Annotated in this window: 13 protein-coding genes and 1 pseudogene; 11 read left to right on the top strand and 3 right to left on the bottom strand. The window is 61.0% G+C overall.

Annotated elements, in window-relative coordinates; genetic code table 11:
* Position 1: 1 nt before the first annotated feature.
* Positions 2-1,738 (bottom strand): arginine--tRNA ligase, encoded by a 1,737-nt coding sequence (gene argS, locus HU722_RS02920; RefSeq protein ID WP_065875908.1) that lies wholly within the window; start codon positions 1,736-1,738, stop codon positions 2-4.
* A gap of 204 nt (positions 1,739-1,942) precedes the next feature.
* The gene (locus tag HU722_RS02925; protein ID WP_065875733.1) at positions 1,943-4,162 is read right to left on the bottom strand and encodes a primosomal protein N'; all 2,220 of its coding nucleotides are present in this window, start codon (positions 4,160-4,162) and stop codon (positions 1,943-1,945) included.
* A gap of 214 nt (positions 4,163-4,376) precedes the next feature.
* Between HU722_RS02925 and rpmE the strand changes: the two genes are divergently transcribed.
* The 3 genes from rpmE (at position 4,377) to HU722_RS02940 (ending at position 6,878) form a co-directional block, all read left to right on the top strand.
* Positions 4,377-4,607 (top strand): 50S ribosomal protein L31, encoded by a 231-nt coding sequence (gene rpmE / locus HU722_RS02930; RefSeq protein ID WP_049710411.1) that lies wholly within the window; start codon positions 4,377-4,379, stop codon positions 4,605-4,607.
* A gap of 14 nt (positions 4,608-4,621) precedes the next feature.
* Positions 4,622-5,428 (top strand): thermonuclease family protein, encoded by an 807-nt coding sequence (locus tag HU722_RS02935; protein ID WP_065875732.1) that lies wholly within the window; start codon positions 4,622-4,624, stop codon positions 5,426-5,428.
* Between the two features lie 181 nt (positions 5,429-5,609).
* Entirely contained in the window at positions 5,610-6,878 is a 1,269-nt protein-coding gene (locus HU722_RS02940; protein ID WP_049710409.1) for a malic enzyme-like NAD(P)-binding protein, read from the top strand.
* A gap of 206 nt (positions 6,879-7,084) precedes the next feature.
* Here the strand turns inward: HU722_RS02940 and HU722_RS02945 are convergent, their stop codons facing one another.
* Entirely contained in the window at positions 7,085-9,544 is a 2,460-nt protein-coding gene (locus HU722_RS02945; protein WP_371913928.1) for a penicillin-binding protein 1A, read from the bottom strand.
* A gap of 220 nt (positions 9,545-9,764) precedes the next feature.
* Here HU722_RS02945 and pilM point away from each other — a divergent pair, with 220 nt between their 5' ends.
* The 8 genes and pseudogenes from pilM to gltB all read left to right on the top strand — a co-directional run bounded on the left by pilM (position 9,765) and on the right by gltB (position 21,431).
* Positions 9,765-10,418 carry a type IV pilus biogenesis protein PilM gene (gene pilM / locus HU722_RS02950; protein WP_065875730.1) on the top strand — a complete coding sequence of 218 codons (654 nt, stop codon included), beginning with the start codon at positions 9,765-9,767 and terminating at the stop codon, positions 10,416-10,418.
* Positions 10,415-10,969 (top strand): PilN domain-containing protein, encoded by a 555-nt coding sequence (locus tag HU722_RS02955; RefSeq protein ID WP_065875729.1) that lies wholly within the window; start codon positions 10,415-10,417, stop codon positions 10,967-10,969. Before pilM ends, HU722_RS02955 begins: the two co-directional genes overlap by 4 nt.
* Positions 10,966-11,925 carry a pilus assembly protein PilP gene (locus HU722_RS02960; RefSeq protein WP_065875728.1) on the top strand — a complete coding sequence of 320 codons (960 nt, stop codon included), beginning with the start codon at positions 10,966-10,968 and terminating at the stop codon, positions 11,923-11,925. Before HU722_RS02955 ends, HU722_RS02960 begins: the two co-directional genes overlap by 4 nt.
* 138 nt (positions 11,926-12,063) lie before the next feature.
* Positions 12,064-13,320 (top strand): annotated as a pseudogene (locus HU722_RS02965) (type IV pilus secretin PilQ); the annotation flags it as partial.
* 4 nt (positions 13,321-13,324) lie between these two features.
* On the top strand, positions 13,325-13,843 hold the full coding sequence (aroK, locus tag HU722_RS02970) for a shikimate kinase AroK (protein ID WP_010213757.1): 519 nt from the start codon (positions 13,325-13,327) through the stop codon (positions 13,841-13,843).
* A 125-nt stretch (positions 13,844-13,968) separates the two neighbouring features.
* Positions 13,969-15,069: a 3-dehydroquinate synthase gene (gene aroB / locus HU722_RS02975; RefSeq protein ID WP_065875726.1), complete on the top strand. Its 1,101-nt coding sequence runs from the start codon at positions 13,969-13,971 to the stop codon at positions 15,067-15,069.
* Positions 15,070-15,079: 10 nt separating this feature from the next.
* Entirely contained in the window at positions 15,080-16,636 is a 1,557-nt protein-coding gene (locus HU722_RS02980) for an SPOR domain-containing protein (protein WP_049710402.1), read from the top strand.
* A gap of 349 nt (positions 16,637-16,985) precedes the next feature.
* Positions 16,986-21,431, top strand: a complete 4,446-nt coding sequence (gltB, locus tag HU722_RS02985) for a glutamate synthase large subunit (protein WP_065875724.1) — start codon at positions 16,986-16,988, stop codon at positions 21,429-21,431.
* Positions 21,432-21,453 lie beyond the last annotated feature (22 nt).

The following is a 21,453-nucleotide window of genomic DNA, read 5'->3' on the forward strand; positions in this document are numbered from 1 at the left end:
CTTACATACGCTCCAGAGTTTCCAGGCCTAACAGTTCCAGGCCTTGCTTGAGGGTCCGTCCAGCCAGTGCGGCGAGGCGCAGGCGGCTTTGCTTCTGGGCTTCGTCGTCGGCGGTCAGGATCGGGCAGTTCTCGTAGAAGCTGGAGAACAGGCCCGCGACTTCGTACAGGTAGGTGCACAGAATGTGCGGGGTGCCTTTCTCGCCGACGCTGTTCAGCACTTCGCCGAATTGCGCGAGCTTGGCGGCCAGTTCTTGCTCGTGCGGAGCGTCCAGCACGATCTGGCCGTCAACTTCGCTGAAGTCCTTGCCCAACTTGCGGAACACACCGGCCACACGGGTGTAGGCGTACAGCAGGTAAGGCGCGGTGTTGCCTTCGAAATTGAGCATCAGGTCGAAGTTGAAGCTGTAGTCGCTGGTACGGTGCTTGGACAGGTCGGCGTATTTGACCGCGCCAATGCCCACCACGCGGGCGATGTTGCGCAGGTCGGCTTCGGCGAGCTCCGGGTTCTTTTCCTTCACCAGGGTGTAGGCGCGCTCCTGGGCTTCGGTCAGCAGGTCGATCAGCTTTACCGTGCCGCCATCGCGGGTCTTGAACGGGCGGCCATCGGCGCCGTTCATGGTGCCAAAGCCCATGTGTTCCATGTGCATCGGGTGGGTGACGAAACCGGCTTTGCGCGCTACGGCGAACACTTGCTGGAAGTGCAGGGCCTGGCGCTGGTCGACGAAGTACAGCGCGCGGTCAGCCTTGAGCGTGCCGCTGCGGTAGCGTACAGCCGCCAGGTCAGTAGTGGCGTAGAGGTAGCCGCCATCGGCCTTGACGATGATCACCGGCAGCGGCTCGCCGTCGGCGTTCTTGAATTCGTCGAGGAACACGCACTGGGCGCCGTTGCTCTCGACCAGCATGCCAGCAGCCTTCAAGTCGTTGACCACATTGATCAAGTCGTCGTTGTAGGCGCTTTCGCCCATCACATCGGCCATGGTCAACTTGACGTTGAGCAGTTCGTAGATCTTCTGGCAGTGGGACAGTGAGATGTCCTTGAACTTGGTCCACAACGCCAGGCATTCGGCATCGCCGGCCTGCAGCTTTACTACCAAGCCCCGGGCGCGGTCGGCGAACTCTTCTGATTCATCAAAGCGCTTCTTGGCCGCGCGATAGAAATTTTCCAGGTCTGACAATTCGTCGCTGGTGATCGGGTTTTCCTGCAGGTAGGCCATCAGCATGCCGAACTGGGTGCCCCAGTCGCCGACGTGGTTCTGACGGATGACTTCGTCACCGAGGAACTCCAGGACCCGTGCTACGCCGTCGCCGATGATGGTCGAGCGCAAGTGGCCGACGTGCATCTCTTTGGCCAGGTTGGGGGCCGACAGGTCGACCACGGTGCGCTGGGCCGGGCCGGCTTTGCGCGCGCCCACATGGGCATCGACCAAGGCCGCGTCGAGGCGATTGGCCAAGGCCTGGGTGTTCTGGAAGAAGTTGATGAAGCCAGGGCCGGCGATTTCGGCCTTGGTGACGCTTTCATCGGCAGGCAGCGCGGCAATGATTTTTTCAGCCAGGTCGCGTGGTTTCATGCCGGCAGGCTTGGACAGCATCATCGCAATGTTGCTGGCGAAGTCGCCGTGGGTCTTGTCGCGGGTGTTTTCCACCTGGATCGCCGGCGTCAGGCCTTCAGGCAACACACCTTCGTTGACGAGTTGGGTGAGGGCTTGTTGGATCAGCTGGCGAATGGTGTCTTTCATGGTGTTCTCTTTCGACCGCAAGCGGCGGCGCGCGATGCGCAGGTGGAAAAACTGGGCATTATCCGTGGCGAGGGCGGGCTTGCCAACCATTCAGACGGGTTGGCGGACCTGCGGGCCTCATCGCGGGCAAGCCCGCTCCCACATTTAAGGCTGTTCACATTTCAAATTATGGGAGCTGGCTTGCCTGCGATGGCAATTTAACGGTCAGTACAAATCCACCGGGTCCACATCCAACGACCATCGCACTTGTCGGCCGCTGGGCATTTGCTCCAAGGCAAGCAACCAGCTACTTAATAGCCGATGCAGGGGCGCACGGGAGGTTGCTTGCAAGAGTAGCTGAGCACGATAACGCCCGGCGCGGCGTTCCATGGGCGCAGGCACTGGGCCGAGCAGTTCGATGCCGCTCAGACCCAGCTCGCCGAGCAAACGTTCGGCGGCGCTGCACGCTTCATCCAGAAAGCTCTCGGCCTGCCCTGGTTTGTGGGCTTCGGCGCGTAACAACGCTAAATGGGAAAAAGGCGGCAGGCCGGCGGCGCGGCGTTCGCTCAGCGCCTGTTCGGCGAATGCAAAGTAACCTTGTTCAGTCAGTTGGATCAGCAGCGGATGTTCGGCCAGGTGCGTCTGGATAATCACTCGGCCTGGCTCTTCGGCGCGCCCCGCGCGGCCAGCGACCTGCACGATCAATTGCGCCATGCGTTCGCTGGCGCGGAAATCCCCGGAGAACAGCCCGCCGTCGGCGTCCAGGATCGACACCAGGGTCACCCGTGGAAAATGGTGCCCTTTGGCAAGCATCTGCGTGCCGATCAAGATGCACGGTTGGCCCTTCTGGATGGTCGCGAACAGTTGGCTCATTGCGTCTTTGCGCGAGGTGCTGTCACGGTCGACGCGCAGCACCGGGTAATCGGGGAACAGAATGCCCAGGCGCTCTTCCGCACGTTCGGTGCCCGCGCCTACCGGTCGCAGGTCGACTTTGCCGCATTGCGGGCAGTGGCGTGGCACCCGCTCCACATGGCCGCAGTGATGGCAGCGTAATTCGCCGTGGCGCTGGTGCACGGTCATGCGCGCATCGCAGCGCTCGCACTCGGACATCCAGCCGCAGTCGTGGCACAGCAGGGTCGGCGCAAAGCCCCGGCGATTGAGAAACACCAATACCTGCTGGCCGGCGGCGAGGGTCTGGCCGATGGCTTGTTGCATGGGCCCGGAAATACCGCTGTCCAATGGGCGACTTTTAACGTCGAGGCGCAGGAAACGTGGCTGCTTGGCGCCGCCCGCGCGCTCGTTCAGGCGTAGCAGGCCGTAACGGCCGGTGTAGGCGTTGTGCAGGCTTTCCAGGGACGGCGTGGCCGAGCCCAGCACAATCGGGATGTCTTCCTGGCGTGCGCGCACCAGCGCCAGGTCGCGGGCATGGTAGCGCAGGCCTTCCTGCTGTTTATAGGAGCCGTCGTGCTCCTCGTCGATGATGATCAGCCCGGGGTTTTTCATCGGGGTGAACAGCGCCGAACGGGTACCGATAATAATGTCGGCTTCGCCATCTCGCGCGGCCAGCCACGACTCCAGTCGCTCACGGTCGTTAACCGCCGAGTGCACCAGGGCGATACGTGCGTTGAAACGCTGTTCGAAGCGCGCCAGGGTTTGCGGGCCCAGGTTGATCTCGGGAATCAACACCAGTGCCTGTTTACCGGCTTGCAGGGTTTCGCGGATCAACTGCAAATAGACTTCGGTCTTGCCGCTGCCGGTGACCCCGGCCAACAGGAAGGCGTGGAAACTGTCGAAGCCTGCACGAATGGCTTCATACGCAGCGCGTTGCTCTGGGTTCAGCGGCAATTCCGGCTGGGCCAGCCAGTGTTCGTGGCGGGCGTTGGGGGTGTGCTTGCGGATCTCCACCTGCACCAAGCCTTTAGCCAGCAGCAGGTCGAGGCTGTCCTTGCTCAGCATCAGCTTGCTTAACAGTTGATGAGCCACGCCGTGGGGATGCTGTGCCAGTGTCGCCAAGGCTTCACGCTGGCGCGGGGCGCGGGCGATACGCGGGTCGTCGAGGCGCGCGCCGGGCACCGTCGACCAGAAGCGTTCCTGGCGTGCTTCGGCCAGTTCGCCTTGGCGCAACAGTACCGGCAATGCCCAGCTTAAAGTGTCGCCCAGGCTGTGCTGGTAATACTGGGCCGTCCACAGGCACAGCTTGAACAGCGCAGGTGGCAGCGGTGGGGTGGCGTCCAGCATAGCCAGCGCGGGCTTGAGCTTTTCCGCAGGCACTTCGCTATGGTCGGCGACTTCCACCAGGATGCCGATCATTTCCCGCCGGCCAAAGGGTACACGTACGCGCATGCCCGGCTGCAACTGCGCTCGCAGCACGCCAGACGGAGCCCGGTAATCGAACAGGCGGCGCAGGGGCGAGGGCAGGGCTAGGCGCAAAATGGCGTCGGGCACGCGGGTGTCTCATATAAAGGCAGGCGGTGGCGCAGGGGCGGGAGCCTAGCAGACAGGCGCAGGCTTGGGTATGCCGCACTTTCTGATGAAAGGCGGGGATTCAGCCAGATGCGCCGCTTGCGCGATTAAAAAGGTCTGGTAGAATCCGCGGCCTAATTACGTGCGGTATTCGACAATAGTGTCGAGTGGCGGCACGCTAGCCCGAGGAAGTGCCATGAAAGCCGATATCCATCCAGCGTACGAAACCATCGAAGTAACCTGCAGCTGCGGCAACAAGTTCGAAACGCGTTCGAACCTGTGCAAGCCACTGGGTACTGACGTATGCAACGAGTGCCACCCGTTCTACACCGGTAAGCAGAAAACTCTGGACACCGGCGGCCGTGTACAGCGCTTCGCTGATCGCTTTGGTGCTTTCGGCAAGAAGCCTGCTACTCCAGCAGAGTAAGGCTCAAAGGCCTTATGGGCTTTTGCCAGCTGTTGAAAAAGGCGTCCCTTGTGGGCGCCTTTTTTGTGCCTGGGTTTTGGCAATCAGCCGCCCAGGCGAACGTGTTCTGCCCCGCGCCGCCAGGCCTTGCCCAGGTGGAGGTGCAGCGCGTGGTGGATGGCGACACGGTGCGCCTCAAGGATGGTCGCAGCGTACGGATGATTGGCCTCAATGCGCCGGAGACCGGCAAGCGAGGCCGTTCCGACGAGCCCTTCGCCGTCGCTGCCCGTCAGCGCTTGCAGGCATTGGTTGACGCCAGCGACAGTCGCCTCGGCCTGGTGCCTGGGCGCGAGGGCAAAGACCACTACGGCCGTACGCTGGCTCATTTCTACGGTGCCGATGGCGAGAATCTGGAAGCGCAGTTGCTGGCCGAGGGCCTGGCGTTTCAAGTGGGTGTCGCGCCCAATGTCGATCTTGTCACTTGCCAGCAGGCGGCCGAAAACACTGCCCGCAAGGCGCGACTGGGTCTTTGGCGCCAGTCGCCAGTGCAACAGGTGGCGCAGCTCAAGCAATCCGGCTTCGTGCTTGTCAGCGGTAACGTGCGCAAGATCGAACGCAATCGTGGTGGAATCTGGATCGAATTGCAGGGTTCACTGGTATTACGCATTGCACCCGACCTCATCCGACAATTCGACACCGCATGGCTAAGTGGTCTGCAAGGCAAGACAATCGAGGCGCGCGGCTGGGTGCAGGACCGCGCCAAGCGGGGCGCCCTGAAAAACGGCCAGGCACGTTGGCTGCTGCCAGTGACCGATCCCGGTATGCTCAAATCGATTTATTAATAAAAAATTGTAGACATTTTTTTAAGCGATTGTGAACACTTGAGCCCTTGTATCCCGTGGCCTTAGACCAAAGTACGGCACTTTGGGGCCTTGACACCTGTGACTGCCCAGTCTTGTAGGGACTTTGCGACACGCGTATCCTCGGCGGTCCGTCGACCAACAGTAAAAGCGGAATGCCGATATGTCTGATTTGAAAACTGCCGCTCTCGAATACCATGCCCATCCTCGTCCAGGAAAGCTGAGTGTAGAGCTCACCAAAGCCACTGCCACCGCCCGCGACCTGTCGTTGGCCTACAGCCCTGGTGTTGCCGAGCCCGTACGTGAAATCGCCCGCGACCCTGAACTGGCGTACAAGTACACCGGCAAAGGCAACCTGGTTGCAGTGATTTCCGATGGCACCGCGATTCTCGGCCTGGGCAACCTTGGCCCATTGGCGTCCAAGCCAGTCATGGAAGGTAAGGGCGTGCTGTTCAAGCGCTTCGCCGGCATCGACGTTTTCGACATCGAAGTCGACTCCGAAAGCCCGCAGGCGTTCATCGACACGGTCAAGCGCATTTCCATCACCTTTGGTGGCATCAACCTGGAAGACATCAAGGCACCTGAGTGCTTCGAGATTGAAAAGGCCCTGATCGAACAGTGCGACATTCCGGTATTCCACGATGACCAGCACGGCACCGCGATCGTTACCGCAGCCGGCATGATCAACGCCCTGGAAATCGCTGGCAAAACCCTGGCTGATGCCAAGATCGTCTGCCTGGGTGCCGGCGCTGCGGCCATCTCGTGCATGAAGTTGATCGTGAGCATGGGTGCCAAGCTGGAAAACATCTACATGGTTGACAGCAAGGGCGTGATCCAGTCCGAGCGTACCGACCTGAACCAGTACAAGGCGATGTTTGCCCATCCTTCGTCCAAGCGCACCCTGGCTGACGCGCTCGACGGTGCAGACGTGTTCGTCGGCCTGTCCGGCCCGAACCTGCTGAGCGCCGAAGGCTTGAAGTCCATGGCGGCCAACCCGATCGTGTTCGCCTGCTCCAACCCGGACCCGGAGATCTCGCCGGAACTGGCGCATGCCACTCGCAACGACGTGATCATGGCCACTGGCCGTTCGGACTACCCGAACCAGGTCAACAACGTTCTGGGCTTCCCGTTCATCTTCCGTGGCGCCCTCGACGTTCGCGCCAAGCGCATCAACGAAGAGATGAAAGTGGCTGCTGCCAACGCCCTGCGTGAACTGGCCAAACTGCCGGTGCCTCAGGACGTGTGCGATGCCTACGGTGGCGCCAAGCTGGAATTCGGTCGCGAGTACATCATCCCGAAACCAATGGATAAGCGCCTGATCACCCTGATCTCCGATGCCGTGGCCAAAGCCGCCATCGAGACCGGTGTGGCTACCCTGCCGTATCCGAAGAACTACCCGCTGCAAAGCGTGGATGATGTGTTCAACGGCTAAGCCGTTGTAGCGCACCAACAAAAAGCCCCGGCTCTCGCGAGTCGGGGCTTTTTTGTGGCGATTCACTTGAGCCCTGTGGAGATACAAGTGTGGGAGCGGGCTTGCCCGCGATAGCGATGGGTCAATCAGCTCATGTGGCGCCTGACACACTGCAATCGCGGGCAAGCCCGCTCCCACATTGGATCTGTTTCAGGCCATAAATCTCACTAGAACAGGTCGATCGGCGCTGCCTCATCCGCCGGCAGCGGGCTGCCCGGTGCAACGCCATTGCCCAGCTCATTGACCGACGGCGGCGTGTCTTCGCTCTTGAACAGTTCGAAGTACGCATTCGGTGTGCTTGGCGAGGCCGCGCGGCCGCTGACCGGATCGATGCGCAGGCTGAGGATGCCTTCCGGCTCAGGCTGCGTGTGCGGCGGCTTGTCCTTCAAGGCCGCGCCCATGTAGCTCATCCAGATCGGCAGTGCGACGGTGCCCCCGAACTCGCGGCGGCCCAGGCTTTCCGGCTGGTCATAACCGGTCCATACGGTGGTCACGTAGTCGGCGTTGTAGCCGGAGAACCAGGCGTCCTTGGACTCGTTGGTGGTACCGGTCTTGCCGGCGATGTCCGGACGGTTCAGCGCCAGTGCGCGGCGGCCGGTACCTTTCTTGATGACGTCTTCCAGGATGCTGTTGAGGATATAAGTGGTACGGCCGTCGACGATGCGCTCGGCGACTGCAGGCGTCTGGGGCTCAGCCGGCGTGCCGTTGGCCGCAGGCGTTGTGCCTGGGGTCGGCTCGATGGTGATGCCTCCGTTGCTCGGGGCTGCCAGGCCATCAGTCGCCGCCACGCCGTTGACCACATCCCCCGGCACGCGCGGCGGGTTGGCCGTGAACAGGGTGTCGCCATTGCGGCTTTCGATCTTGTCGATCAGGTACGGCGCGATCTTGTAGCCGCCGTTGGCAAACGTGCTCCAGCCGGTGGCGATTTCCATCGGTGTAAGGGTCGCCGTACCCAAGGCCAGGGACAGGTTCGGCGGCAGGTCCGACTTGGCAAAGCCAAAGCGCGTCATGTAATCGATGGTCTTGCCCACGCCCATCGCCTGCAGCAGGCGGATCGACACCAGGTTACGCGACTTGTACAGCGCCTCGCGGATGCGGATCGGACCGAGGAACGTGTTGGTGTCGTTCTTCGGGCGCCAGACCTTGTCCAGGTACTCGTCGACAAACACGATAGGCGCATCGTTGACCAGGCTGGCGGCGGTGTAGCCGTTGTCCAGTGCGGCGCTGTAGATGAACGGCTTGAAGCTCGAACCGGGCTGGCGCTTAGCCTGGGTCGCACGGTTGTAGTTGCTCTGCTCGAACGCGAAGCCGCCGACCAGGGCGCGGATTGCACCGTTCTGTGGGTCCAGCGAAACCAGCGCGCCTTGGGCCAGTGGCACCTGGCTGAATTTGAGGCTGTCGTCCTTCTGGCGTTGCACGCGGATCAGATCGCCCACTTGCGCCACGTCCGAAGGCTGCTTAGGCATCGCGCCCATGCTGTTGGTATTCAGGAAAGGGCGCGCCCATTTCATGCTGTCCCACGCCACATGGGCTTCGCCGGTACGGGTCAGCACCTGCACGCCATCTTTCTTCACCTGGGTGACGATGGCCGGCTCCAGGCCGCTGATCGGGCGTTGTTTGCCAAGCTCTGTGGTCCAGGCGCTCAGCGTTTTGCCCGGCAGGCGCGATTCAGGGCCGCGGTAGCCATGGCGCTGGTCGTAGGTGATCAGGCCGGAATGCACCGCCTCATTGGCGATGTCCTGCAGGTTGCTCGGCACGGTGGTGGTCACGCGGAAACCTTCGGTGTAAGCCTCGCTGCCGTAACGGCCGACCATCTCGGCGCGCGCCATTTCGGCGATATAGGGTGCGTTCACTTCCGGCGTCGGCACGTGGTAGCTGGCGTTCAGTGGTTCGGCGATGGCGCTTTCGTAAGCGGCCTGGTCGATCTTGCCCAGCTTGTACATGCGCCCCAGGATCCAGTCGCGGCGTTCTTTGCTGCGCGCCGGGTTGGCCAGGGGGTTGAAGCGTGATGGGGCCTTTGGCAGGCCGGCAATCATGGCCATCTGCGCCAGGCTGGCATCACGAATTGACTTGCCGTAGTAGACCTGCGAAGCCGCCTCGATTCCGTAGGCGCGGTTGCCCAGGTAAATCTTGTTCACGTACAGCTCGAGGATCTCGTCCTTGGTCAACTGGCGCTCAATCTGCAGTGCCAAGAGGATCTCCGTGGCCTTGCGCGAAAAGCTGCGCTCGCTGGTGAGGAAGAAGTTCTTCGCCACCTGCATGGTGATGGTGCTGCCGCCGGATTGAATGTGTCCGCTTTTTACCAATTGTGTCGCCGCACGCACCAAGCTGCTGGGGTCGACGCCATAGTGGTTGGCAAAATTATCATCTTCGGCCGACAGCAAGGCGCTGATGAAATTGGGTGGAATATCGGCAAAACGAATCGGTGTGCGGCGCATTTCGCCGAACTCCGCGATTAATTTTTCATCGCTGCTGTAGACCCGCAAAGGAATCTGCAACTGGATACTTCTAAGAGCCTCTACGGAGGGTAAACCCGGACTAAGGTAGAGGTAGGCCCCGCTGAGCACGAGCAGCAGCCCGCAAACGATGGCGACAATGGAGTACCCGAAAAACTTCAGCAGACGAATCAAGGCTTTTGGATTTCCAGAGAAAAGAATGAGTTAGGCGTCGGGGCATGCATGGCAAACGATGGATCGACCCGAGCTGCAGATAAAAGCGGGAAAAAACGCTGGGCATTAAAGCATTTTTCGACTTGGGGCGTCATTCGCGCCGGTTCAACAAGTCGACCGAATGCATGGTGCACAACGGCAATCAGGCGGTATGACAGACAAAGTTTTAGGGAGTTTTATGAGAAAGGGATTTTTCACGCGAAAAGCCGACACCTTGCTAGGTGTCGACATCAATGACACGACCATCCGGCTGATCGAGCTGGGTCGCTCAGTTTCGGGGTTCAACGTTCAAGGCTATGTTACACAGGCGTTGCCTGCGCACACGGTGGTCGACGGCACATTCCTCGATCTCGAGGGTGTAGGGCGCACCTTGCGCAGTGCGTTGTCGCGGTTATCGACGTCGGCCCGTGGTGCCGCCGCCTCTGTGGCCGGGCCTTCGGTGATCACACGGATGATCGAAATGGAAGCGGGGCTCACAGACGATGAGATGACCTGGATGATCCAGATGGAGGCAGACCAGTACATTCCTTATCCATTGGATGACGTGGCCATCGACTTTCAGGTGCGCGGGCCGACGGCACTTGACCCAGGCCGTGTCGAGGTACTGCTCGCTGCATGCCTCAAGGATCAGGTGGAAGCCCGCGAGGCAGTTTTGGCCCTGGCGGGGCTGGTGCCGAAGGTGGTCGATGTCGAAGCGTTTGCATTGGCGCGCGCTTGCAGTCACGATTTCGCCAGCTTCACGCCGAGCCATCGAGTGGATAGTGCACAATGGGCCGTGGATGCCCAAGGGATGGGAATTGCTTGCGGGTTGGCCCTGAGGAGTTTCGCTTGAAGACACGAATCAACCTACTGCCTTGGCGCCAGGCGCTGGCAGAGCGGCGTCGCAAGAATTTGCTGGCGTGTTTGCTGGTGTTCGCTTGTGCGGCGCTGGCGACGGTGTGGCTGGCGGATCAGGTGATCGACCAAGCCATTGATCGTCAGGTGACTCGCAATGACCACCTGGGCAAGGAAATCACCGGCCTGGATTCACGCATCAAGACCATCGATGACCTGCAGGAGCAAAGCCAGCAACTGGCGCAGCGCATGAAAGTCGTGCAAGACCTGCACGATGCCCGCTCGAATGGTGCTCAGCTGTTGGATCAGTTGGCGCGTGCGGTCCCTGACGGTGTGCACCTGCATGAAGTGGTGGCGAAGGGCGATACGGTGAGTATCAGCGGCAGCGCTGAATCCAGCCAGGACATCGCCCAGTTGATGCGCCGCCTGGAGGCCGCGGAAGGCGCCCATTCGACGCGGCTGCAACATGTGCGGACGGATGGCGCGCGCGGCAACAATGAGTTCCAGCTGATGGTCCGTCAGGGAGAGTCCACCGAGGCTCAACCTTGAGCCTGCTGAGGCTCAATCTTTCTGCACTCACTCACAACGCTGCAAAATGGCCCTTACCCGGCAAGGCCCTGTTGGGCTGTGCGCTGGCGGGTCTGGTGTTTGTGGTGGGCGACCTTGCGTACCTGAGTCCTTCGCGGGCGCGGTTACATCAGGTCGAGGCGCGGGAAGTGGCCCTGCAGCAGCAAGTCGCACAAAAAACTGTCCTGGCTGCCAGCCTTGAGGCGCGCACGCAACAGCTTCAGTTGATGCAGGCGAAGGTCGATGAGCTTTTGCAGGCGTTGCCGAGCGAGTCAGAAATGCCCGGCTTGCTGGAAGACGTTGCGCGTCTGGCACTGGCCAATGGTTTGTTGGTTGAGAGCGTCACCCCGTTGGATGCGTTGTCTCGGCCGTTCTATCACGAACAACCTGTGCAGATCGGCGTCGCGGGCGCTTATCACGACCTGGCGATGTTCCTGAGTGGCCTGGGTAACCTGTCGCGCATCGCCACGGTGCACGATGTGGCCTTTAGGCGTGATGGCAAGCTTTTACGCCTTGACCTGCTGGCCAAGACTTACTGGCATGCCCAGGGCGGTGGGCGAGGCGGGCAAGGGCTGCCGTTTGTCTACGACTCATTGGGGCTGCGCGATCCTTTTCAATTGCTTGCCGTTCAGGTTGACCACGTGTCTGGTCGGCCAGCCCGCGCGCCAGACCTCGGCCGGCCACGTGGTGTACTGGAAAGCCTCCCGATGGAGCAGTTTGAAATGGTCGGCACGCTGTCCCGTGGGGTGCGAGCTTTCGCCCTGCTGCGTGCGGCATCCAAGGTGCACCGCCTGGCGGTCGGTGACTACCTGGGGCCGGACCATGGGCGGATCACTGCCATCCATGAACGTTACATAGAACTGGTCGAGCTGTTTCCTGATGGTCAGGGCGCCTGGCTCGAGCGCCCACGAACGCTGGTGTTAAACCTCAATTCATAATGGAATCAAGCAATGAAAAGGACTTTTTCGTCCGTCGGTGTGGCGCTATGGATAGCGTTCACGGCACCGATGGCTACTGCTGTGCCCAATCGTGTGGATCTGATCCAGTTGCCGCCTCCCGGCAGCGCCACGTCAAGCGCCTACACAGGCGACAAGCTGAACCTTAACTTCCAGAGCATCGAGTTGCGTACCGCGTTGCAGCAAATTGCCGATGTGGCAGGCCTCAACCTGGTAGCGAGCGACGACGTGCAGGGCTCGATCACGCTGCGCCTCAAGGATGTGCCCTGGGACCAGGCGCTGGACCTGGTATTGCAAGCCAAGGGATTGGATAAGCGGGTAAAGGCCGGCGTATTGCTGGTGGCGCCTGCCGAGGAGTTGGCCGCGCGTGAGCTGCTGACCCTTGAGTCGCGCAAGCAAATGGCCGAACTGGCGCCGTTGCGCCGTGAGCTGTTGCAAGTCAATTACGCCAAGGCGGCGGACCTGGCCAAGCTGTTCCAATCGGTCACGGGCCTCGAGGGCGTCACCGATGAGCGAGGCTCGGTGGCGGTCGATGATCGCACCAACAACATCATTGCCTACCAGACCGGGGAGCGGCTCGAGGAGCTGCGGCGGATCGTGGCTCAGCTGGATATTCCGGTGCGCCAGGTCATGATCGAGGCGCGGATTGTCGAGGCCAATGTCGATTACGACAAAAGCCTGGGCGCGCGCTGGGGTGGCCGGCTGAATCGCGGAAACTGGGGCGCGGGGGGTATCCCCAAGCCTCAGTCTGAGGGCGCGGAACCACCAGAGAACCCACCCAGCTCACCCTTTGTGGATTTGGGTTCGCTGACCGGCACCTCGGGCCTGGGCATCGCCTTTATCACCGATAACTTGCTGCTGGACCTGGAACTCACCGCCATGGAGAAAACCGGCAACGGCGAAATCGTCTCGCAACCCAAAGTGGTCACCTCCGACAAGGAAACCGCGCGCATCCTCAAGGGCACCGAGATTCCTTATCAGGAATCCAGTTCCAGTGGCGCCACTTCGGTGTCGTTCAAGGAAGCGTCGCTGTCGCTGGAGGTCACCCCGCAAATCACCCCCGACGACCGCGTGATCATGGAGGTCAAGGTCACCAAGGATGAGCCCGATTACCTGAACAAACTCAACGACGTGCCGCCGATCAAGAAAAACGAGGTCAATGCCAAGGTGTTGGTGAAGGATGGCGAGACCATTGTTATCGGCGGGGTTTTCTCCAATACCCAAAGCAAAGTGGTAGATAAAGTGCCATTTTTGGGCGATGTGCCGTATCTTGGCCGCCTTTTCCGGCGCGATGTGCTGGCGGAGAAAAAATCCGAGCTGCTGGTATTCCTGACTCCGCGTATTATGAATAACCAGGCGATTGCTGTGAGTCGTTGATTCTGTGCGAAATTTGATTCTTGTAGGACCGATGGGGGCTGGAAAAAGCACCATCGGCCGTTTGCTGGCCAAAGAGCTGCGCCTGCCGTTCAAAGATTCCGACAAGGAAATTGAATTGCGCACGGGTGCCAATATCCCATGGATCTTCGATAAGGAAGGCGAGCTGGGCTTTCGTGACCGCGAGCAGGCGATGATCGCCGAGCTGTGTGGCTGCGATGGCGTGGTATTGGCGACTGGCGGTGGCGCGGTGATGCGCGACGAAAACCGCCGCGCGCTGCATGCCGGTGGTCGGGTGGTCTATCTGCATGCGTCAGTCGAGCAGCAGGTGGGCCGCACCGCCCGCGATCGCAATCGCCCATTGCTGCGTACGGCCAACCCGGAGAAAACCCTGCGGGACCTGCTCACGCTGCGCGATCCGCTGTACCGGGAGATCGCCGATCTGGTGGTGGAAACCGATGAGCGGCCCCCACGGATGGTGGTCCTCGACATTCTCGAGCGTCTGCAACGGCTGCCACCCCGTTAAAGCCGGGCCCGAAATGCGCTATTCTCGGCGGCGCGCTATCACCCTGCGGGGTGTGGCGTAGAGCCATCAGGTGATGTCAGATCTTGGCGTTGCCGGTCGTCAATACATCTCTAACGCGGGGACACATGCAGACACTTAAGGTCGATCTAGGCGAGCGCAGCTACCCGATCCATATTGGCGAAGGTCTGCTGGACCAGCCCGAGTTGCTCGCACCGCACATTGCCGGGCGGCAAGTGGCGATCATCTCCAACGAAACGGTCGCGCCGCTGTATCTTGAGCGTTTGAGCCGAAGCCTGTCGGCGTACTCGGTTATCTCTGTGATCTTGCCCGACGGCGAAGCCCACAAGAACTGGGAAACCCTGCAACTGATCTTTGATGGCTTGCTGACCGCACGCCATGACCGCCGCACCACTGTGATTGCTTTGGGCGGCGGCGTGATCGGTGATATGGCCGGCTTCGCAGCCGCCTGTTACCAGCGTGGCGTGGACTTTATCCAGGTGCCGACCACTCTGTTGTCCCAAGTCGATTCGTCGGTGGGCGGCAAGACCGGGATCAACCACCCGCTGGGCAAGAACATGGTGGGCGCGTTCTATCAGCCTCAAGCCGTGCTGATCGACACCGCGACCCTCAACACCCTGCCACCGCGCGAGTTGTCGGCGGGCCTGGCGGAAGTCATCAAGTATGGGTTGATCTGCGACGAGCCGTTCCTGACCTGGCTGGAAGAACATGTAGACGCATTGCGCAACCTCGACCAGGTGGCACTGACCGAAGCGATTTCCCGTTCCTGCGCCGCCAAGGCGCTGGTGGTGAATGCCGACGAACGGGAGTCCGGTGTGCGGGCCACGTTAAATCTGGGCCACACCTTCGGCCATGCGATCGAAACGCACATGGGCTATGGTGTGTGGCTACATGGCGAGGCCGTGGCTGCTGGCACGGTGATGGCGTTGGAGATGTCGCAACGCTTGGGCTGGATCAGCGCCCAGGAGCGTGATCGCGGTATCCACCTGTTCCAGCGCGCCGGTTTGCCGGTCATTCCGCCTGAGGAGATGACTGAGGCGGACTTCCTCGAACATATGGCGATAGACAAGAAAGTGATCGACGGTCGACTGCGACTGGTGCTGCTGCGCCACATGGGCGAAGCGGTAGTGACCGACGATTATCCAAAAGAGATTTTACAAGCCACGCTGGGAGCGGATTACCGTGCCCTGGCTCAGCTGAAAGGTTAATCAGATCCCGATGACTAGTTTGCATGCCGACGAGGCGTTCCTCGGCCACTACCAGTTAAGCCACGACCCCTTTGCTCCACGGGTGCCTGGTTTCAAATTTTTCCCGGCCCAGCGCAAGCCGGTGCTTGGTCAGTTGCATCACCTCGCGCGCTACAGCCAACTGCTGCTGGTCGTGACCGGCCCGTTGGGCAGCGGCAAGACGCTGCTGCGCCAGGCCCTGGTGGCCAGCACCAACAAGCAATCGGTACAGAGCGTGGTGGTGTCAGCCCGTGGTGCCGGTGATGCGGCGGGCGTGTTGCGCCAGGTTGCCCAGGCGCTGGACGTGGCCACAGCCGAGCCGAACGCGATCCTCAAGCAGGTTGTGCAACTCGGTCTGACCGGCCAGGAAGTCTACCTGCTGGTGGATGACGCCGAGCAGCTTGACGAATCGGCGCTGGAAGCGCTGTTGGCGCTGGCGGCGGGCACGCCGGAAGGTCGCCCGCACGTGTTCCTGTTTGGTGAGTCGTCGTTGATCGCCGACCTCGAGCAGATCAGCGGTGATCAGGAGCTGTTCCACGTCATCGAGCTGCAGCCGTACGAAGAGGAAGAAACCCGCGAATACCTGGCTCAACGCCTGGAAGGCGCCGGGGCGGGTATCGAACTTTTCTCCGCTGCGCAGATCTCTGATATTCACGAAAGCTCCGACGGCTGGCCTGGCAACATCAATCAGGTTGCCCGCGATGCCATGATCGAAGCCATGATTGCCAGCCGCACCGCGGTCAAGCGTCCAAAGATGGGGTTCACTATGCCTAAGAAGCACGTATTGGCGATTTCCGCCGTTGTCGTGGTCGCTGTAGCGGCTGCCTGGTTGATCCCAGGTCGCAGCAAAGCACCGACCACTGCCGGCGCGCCAACCGAACAGGCGCAGTTGCCACTGGGCAAGCCCACGCCAAACGTTGAATTTGCCAACTCCGGCCAACCGACCAATTTGCCGATGGTCGGCCAACCGGTAATGCGCGGCCCGCTCGCTGAAGAAGCGGGTGGCATTTCCGAAGGTGACGACGGTGTACCGGTGGAAGGTTCCAGTGCTACGCCGCCGACCGTGACCACCACCGCACCCCCTGCGGGCGTGCCAGCGGGCCAGCCGGCTGCCAAGCCAACACCTGCGCCTACGGCGGTCGCCACTGCCAAGCCTGCGCCAGTGACCAAGCCGGTCGTGCCTGCGCCTGCCGCCAAGCCAGCTCCGGCTGCCAAGCCTGCTGAAAAACCAGCCGCCACTGTTGCCAAAGCCGGCGCCGCTGGCAGCAGCTGGTACGCCAGCCAGCCAACCGGCAACTTCGTGGTGCAGATCCTTGGCACCAGCTCCGAAGCCAATGCCCAGGCGTTCGTGAAAGAGCAGGGCGGCGAGTACCGTTACTTCAAGAAAGTGCTCAACGGCAAGCCTCTCTACGTGATCACCTACGGCAACTTCTCCAGCCGTGCAGCCGCAGATTCCGCGATCAAATCCTTGCCAGCGAAGGTTCAGGCTGGTAAACCTTGGCCTCGCACTGTTGCCAGCGTTCAACAAGAACTCGCAACAACTCGCTGAAGGTCCGGCGGCCTTACCCAGGCCGCCCTCCCAGCACCTCAAAAAAACGACAACAGCGTGCAGCCCTGAAGGCCGCGCGCTTTGTGGTGTCTGCGTCACGTAGCTTTTGAGTCGTAGCGGTCAGAATTAAAAAAGTTTTGACTAGCACAGCATATCGCTTTAAACCTTTCATAAATGCGACATAGATTTGCGACATTTCGTCGCTAAATTTGTGAGCGTCTGTGTCGGTGTGTACAATGACCTCCCTTTTGCCCCCGCTAAGCCGGCGTACGTTCGGCGTGGAAGGTAACCGGTTGAATTGAAAAGAAATTTGCCTCGGTATAAGAGGCAGCCTGGTGAGAAAGTGTCTATGAAAGCAGGTCTGTATCAACCCGATGAATTCAAGGATAACTGTGGTTTCGGCCTGATAGCCCATATGCAGGGCGAGCCCAGTCATACCCTTCTGCAAACGGCCATCGAGGCCCTGACCTGCATGACCCACCGCGGTGGGATCAACGCCGACGGCAAGACCGGTGACGGTTGTGGCTTGCTCATTCAAAAGCCCGACCAGTTCCTGCGCGCCATCGCCCAACAGCATTTCGCGGTCGACCTGCCCAAGCAGTACGCCGTGGGCATGGTGTTTTTCAACCAGGACCCGGTCAAAGCCGAGGCCGCTCGCGAGAACATGAACCGCGAGATCCTCGCTGCCGGCCTGCAACTCGTTGGCTGGCGCAAAGTGCCGATCGACACCAGCGTGCTCGGCCGCCTGGCCCTTGAGCGCCTACCGCAGATCGAACAAGTGTTCATCGCCGGCGACGGCCTGAGCGACCAGGACATGGCGATCAAGCTGTTCACCTCTCGTCGTCGTTCGTCCGTGTCCAACGCCGCCGATACCGAGCACTACATCTGCAGCTTTTCGCACAAGACCATCATTTATAAAGGCCTGATGATGCCGGCGGACCTCACCGCCTTTTATCCAGACCTGAGCGATGAACGCCTGCAAACCGCAATCTGCGTGTTTCACCAGCGTTTCTCCACCAACACCCTGCCGAAATGGCCGCTGGCCCAGCCATTCCGCTTCCTCGCCCACAACGGCGAGATCAACACCATCACCGGCAACCGCAACTGGGCCGTGGCCCGTCGCACCAAGTTCGCCAACGACCTGATGGACCTGGAAGAGCTCGGCCCGCTGGTCAACCGCGTAGGTTCCGACTCTTCCAGCATGGACAACATGCTCGAGCTGATGGTCACCGGCGGCATCGACCTGTTCCGTGGCGTGCGCATGATCATTCCGCCAGCGTGGCAGAACGTCGAGACCATGGACCCCGATCTGCGGGCGTTCTATGAGTACAACTCGATGCACATGGAACCGTGGGACGGCCCGGCTGGTGTGGTAATGACCGACGGCCGCTACGCGGTGTGCCTGCTCGACCGTAACGGTCTGCGCCCGGCGCGTTGGGTCACTACCACCAACGGTTTCATTACCCTGGCGTCGGAAATCGGCGTGTGGAACTACAAACCGGAAGACGTCATTGCCAAAGGCCGCGTAGGCCCTGGCCAGATCCTCGCCGTGGACACCGAAACCGGGCAGATCCTCGACACCGACGCCATCGACAACCGTTTGAAGTCCCGTCACCCCTACAAGCAATGGCTGCGCAAGAACGCCCTGCGCATCCAGGCGACCATGGAAGACAACGACCACGGTTCGGCTTTCTACGACGTCGACCAGCTCAAGCAGTACATGAAGATGTACCAGGTCACGTTTGAAGAGCGCGACCAGGTGCTGCGTCCGCTCGGTGAACAAGGCTACGAGGCGGTCGGCTCCATGGGCGATGACACGCCAATGGCCGTGCTGTCCCAGCGCGTGCGTACGCCGTACGACTATTTCCGCCAGCAGTTCGCCCAGGTGACCAACCCACCGATCGACCCGCTGCGCGAAGCCATCGTGATGTCCCTGGAAGTGTGCCTCGGTGCCGAGCGCAATATCTTCCAGGAATCGCCTGAGCACGCCTCCCGCGTCATCCTCAGCTCGCCTGTGATTTCCCCGGCCAAGTGGCGCTCGTTGATGACGCTGGATCGCCCAGGCTTCGACCGCCAGATCATCGACCTGAACTACGACGAAAGCCTCGGCCTTGAAGCTGCTGTGCGCAACGTCGCCGACCAGGCCGAAGAAGCCGTGCGCGCCGGTCGTACCCAGATCGTGCTGACCGACCGTCACATCGCGCCGGGCAAGCTGCCGATCCACGCCTCCCTGGCGACCGGTGCGGTACACCACCGCCTGACCGAAAAAGGCCTGCGTTGCGACTCCAACATCCTCGTGGAAACTGCCACCGCCCGCGACCCGCACCACTTCGCGGTGCTGATCGGTTTCGGCGCCTCGGCGGTGTACCCGTTCCTCGCGTACGAAGTGCTGGGTGACCTGATCCGCACCGGTGAAGTGCTGGGCGACCTCTATGAGGTGTTCAAGAACTACCGTAAGGGCATCACCAAGGGCCTGTTGAAGATCCTGTCGAAGATGGGCATTTCCACCGTCACCTCGTACCGTGGCGCTCAATTGTTCGAAGCCATCGGCCTGTCCGAAGAAGTGTGCGATTTGAGCTTCCGTGGCGTGCCAAGCCGCATCAAGGGCGCGCGTTTCGTCGACATCGAAGCCGAGCAAAAAGCCTTGGCAGCCGAAGCCTGGAGCGCGCGCAAGCCGATCCAGCAAGGCGGCCTGCTCAAATTCGTACACGGTGGCGAATACCACGCCTACAACCCGGACGTGGTCAGCACCCTGCAAGCCGCCGTGCAGCAGGGCGACTACGCCAAGTTCAAGGAATACACCGCGTTGGTGGATAACCGCCCGGTGTCGATGATCCGCGACCTGTTCAAGGTGAAAACCCTGGACACGCCGCTGGCCATCAGTGAAATCGAGCCGCTGGAGTCGATCCTCAAACGCTTCGACTCTGCTGGTATTTCCCTGGGCGCCTTGTCGCCTGAGGCTCACGAAGCCCTGGCCGAAGCCATGAACCGCCTGGGCGCGCGTTCCAACTCCGGCGAAGGCGGCGAAGACCCGGCGCGCTACGGCACCCTCAAGAGCTCGAAAATCAAACAGGTGGCGACCGGCCGTTTCGGTGTAACCCCGGAATACCTGGTCAACGCCGAAGTGCTGCAGATCAAGGTTGCCCAGGGCGCCAAGCCCGGTGAGGGCGGCCAACTGCCCGGTGGCAAGGTCAACGGTTTGATCGCCAAGCTGCGTTACGCAGTGCCGGGCGTGACGCTGATCTCGCCTCCGCCGCACCACGACATCTACTCGATTGAAGATTTGTCGCAGCTGATTTTCGACCTGAAACAAGTCAACCCACAGGCCCTGGTCTCGGTGAAGCTGGTAGCAGAAGCCGGCGTGGGCACCATCGCCGCTGGTGTGGCGAAGGCCTATGCCGACCTGATCACCATCTCCGGCTACGACGGCGGCACCGGCGCATCGCCGCTGACCTCGATCAAGTACGCCGGCGCACCGTGGGAACTCGGCCTGGCTGAAACCCACCAGACCCTGCGCGGCAACGACCTGCGCGGTAAAGTCCGTGTGCAGACTGACGGCGGCCTGAAAACCGGCCTCGACGTGATCAAGGCTGCAATCCTCGGCGCTGAAAGCTTCGGCTTCGGCACCGCGCCAATGATCGCGCTGGGCTGCAAATACCTGCGCATCTGCCACCTGAACAACTGCGCCACCGGTGTGGCGACGCAGAACGAGAAGCTGCGCAAGGATCACTACATCGGCACCGTCGACATGGTGGTGAATTTCTTCACCTACGTCGCCGAAGAAACCCGTGAGTGGCTGGCCAAGCTGGGCGTGCGCTCCCTCGAAGAGCTGATCGGCCGCACCGATCTGCTGGACATTCTCGAAGGCCAGACCGCCAAGCAAAACCACCTGGACCTGACGCCGTTGTTGGGCAGCGACCACATCCCGGCAGACAAGCCACAGTTCTGCCAAGTGGACCGCAACCCGCCGTTCGACAAAGGCCTGCTGGCTGAAAAGATGGTCGAAATGGCCGGCGGCTCGATCAACGACGCCAGCGGTGGCGAATTTGCCCTGGATATCTGCAACTGCGACCGCTCCATCGGCGCACGCGTCTCCGGCGAAATCGCGCGCAAGCACGGCAACCAAGGCATGGCGAAGTCGCCAATCACCTTCCGCTTCAAGGGCACTGCGGGCCAGAGCTTTGGCGTGTGGAACGCCGGCGGCTTGCACATGTACCTGGAAGGCGACGCCAACGACTACGTGGGCAAGGGCATGACCGGCGGCAAGCTGGTGATCGTTCCGCCTAAAGGTAGCGTTTACAAGACCCAGGACAGTGCCATCATCGGCAACACCTGCTTGTATGGCGCCACCGGTGGCAAGCTGTTCGCCGCCGGTACCGCCGGTGAGCGTTTCGCCGTGCGTAACTCCGGTGCTCACACCGTGGTGGAAGGCACTGGCGATCACTGCTGCGAGTACATGACCGGGGGCTTTGTCGCCGTATTGGGCAAGACCGGTTACAACTTCGGTTCAGGCATGACCGGCGGTTTTGCCTACGTGCTCGACCAGGACAACACCTTCGTCGACAAGGTCAACCACGAATTGGTCGAGATCCAGCGGATCAGCGGCGAAGCCATGGAATCCTATCGGAACCACTTGCAGCACGTGCTGGACGAGTACGTTGAGGAGACCGGCAGCGAATGGGGTCGTAACCTCGCCGAAAACCTCGATGATTACCTGCGTCGTTTCTGGCTGGTCAAGCCCAAGGCTGCCAACCTGAAATCGTTGCTTTCCAGCATCCGTGCCAACCCGCAGTGATATGCGCCTGAAGAGTTTGATG

The organism is Pseudomonas tritici, assembly GCF_014268275.3.
GTDB classification, from domain to species: Bacteria; Pseudomonadota; Gammaproteobacteria; order Pseudomonadales; family Pseudomonadaceae; genus Aquipseudomonas; species Aquipseudomonas tritici.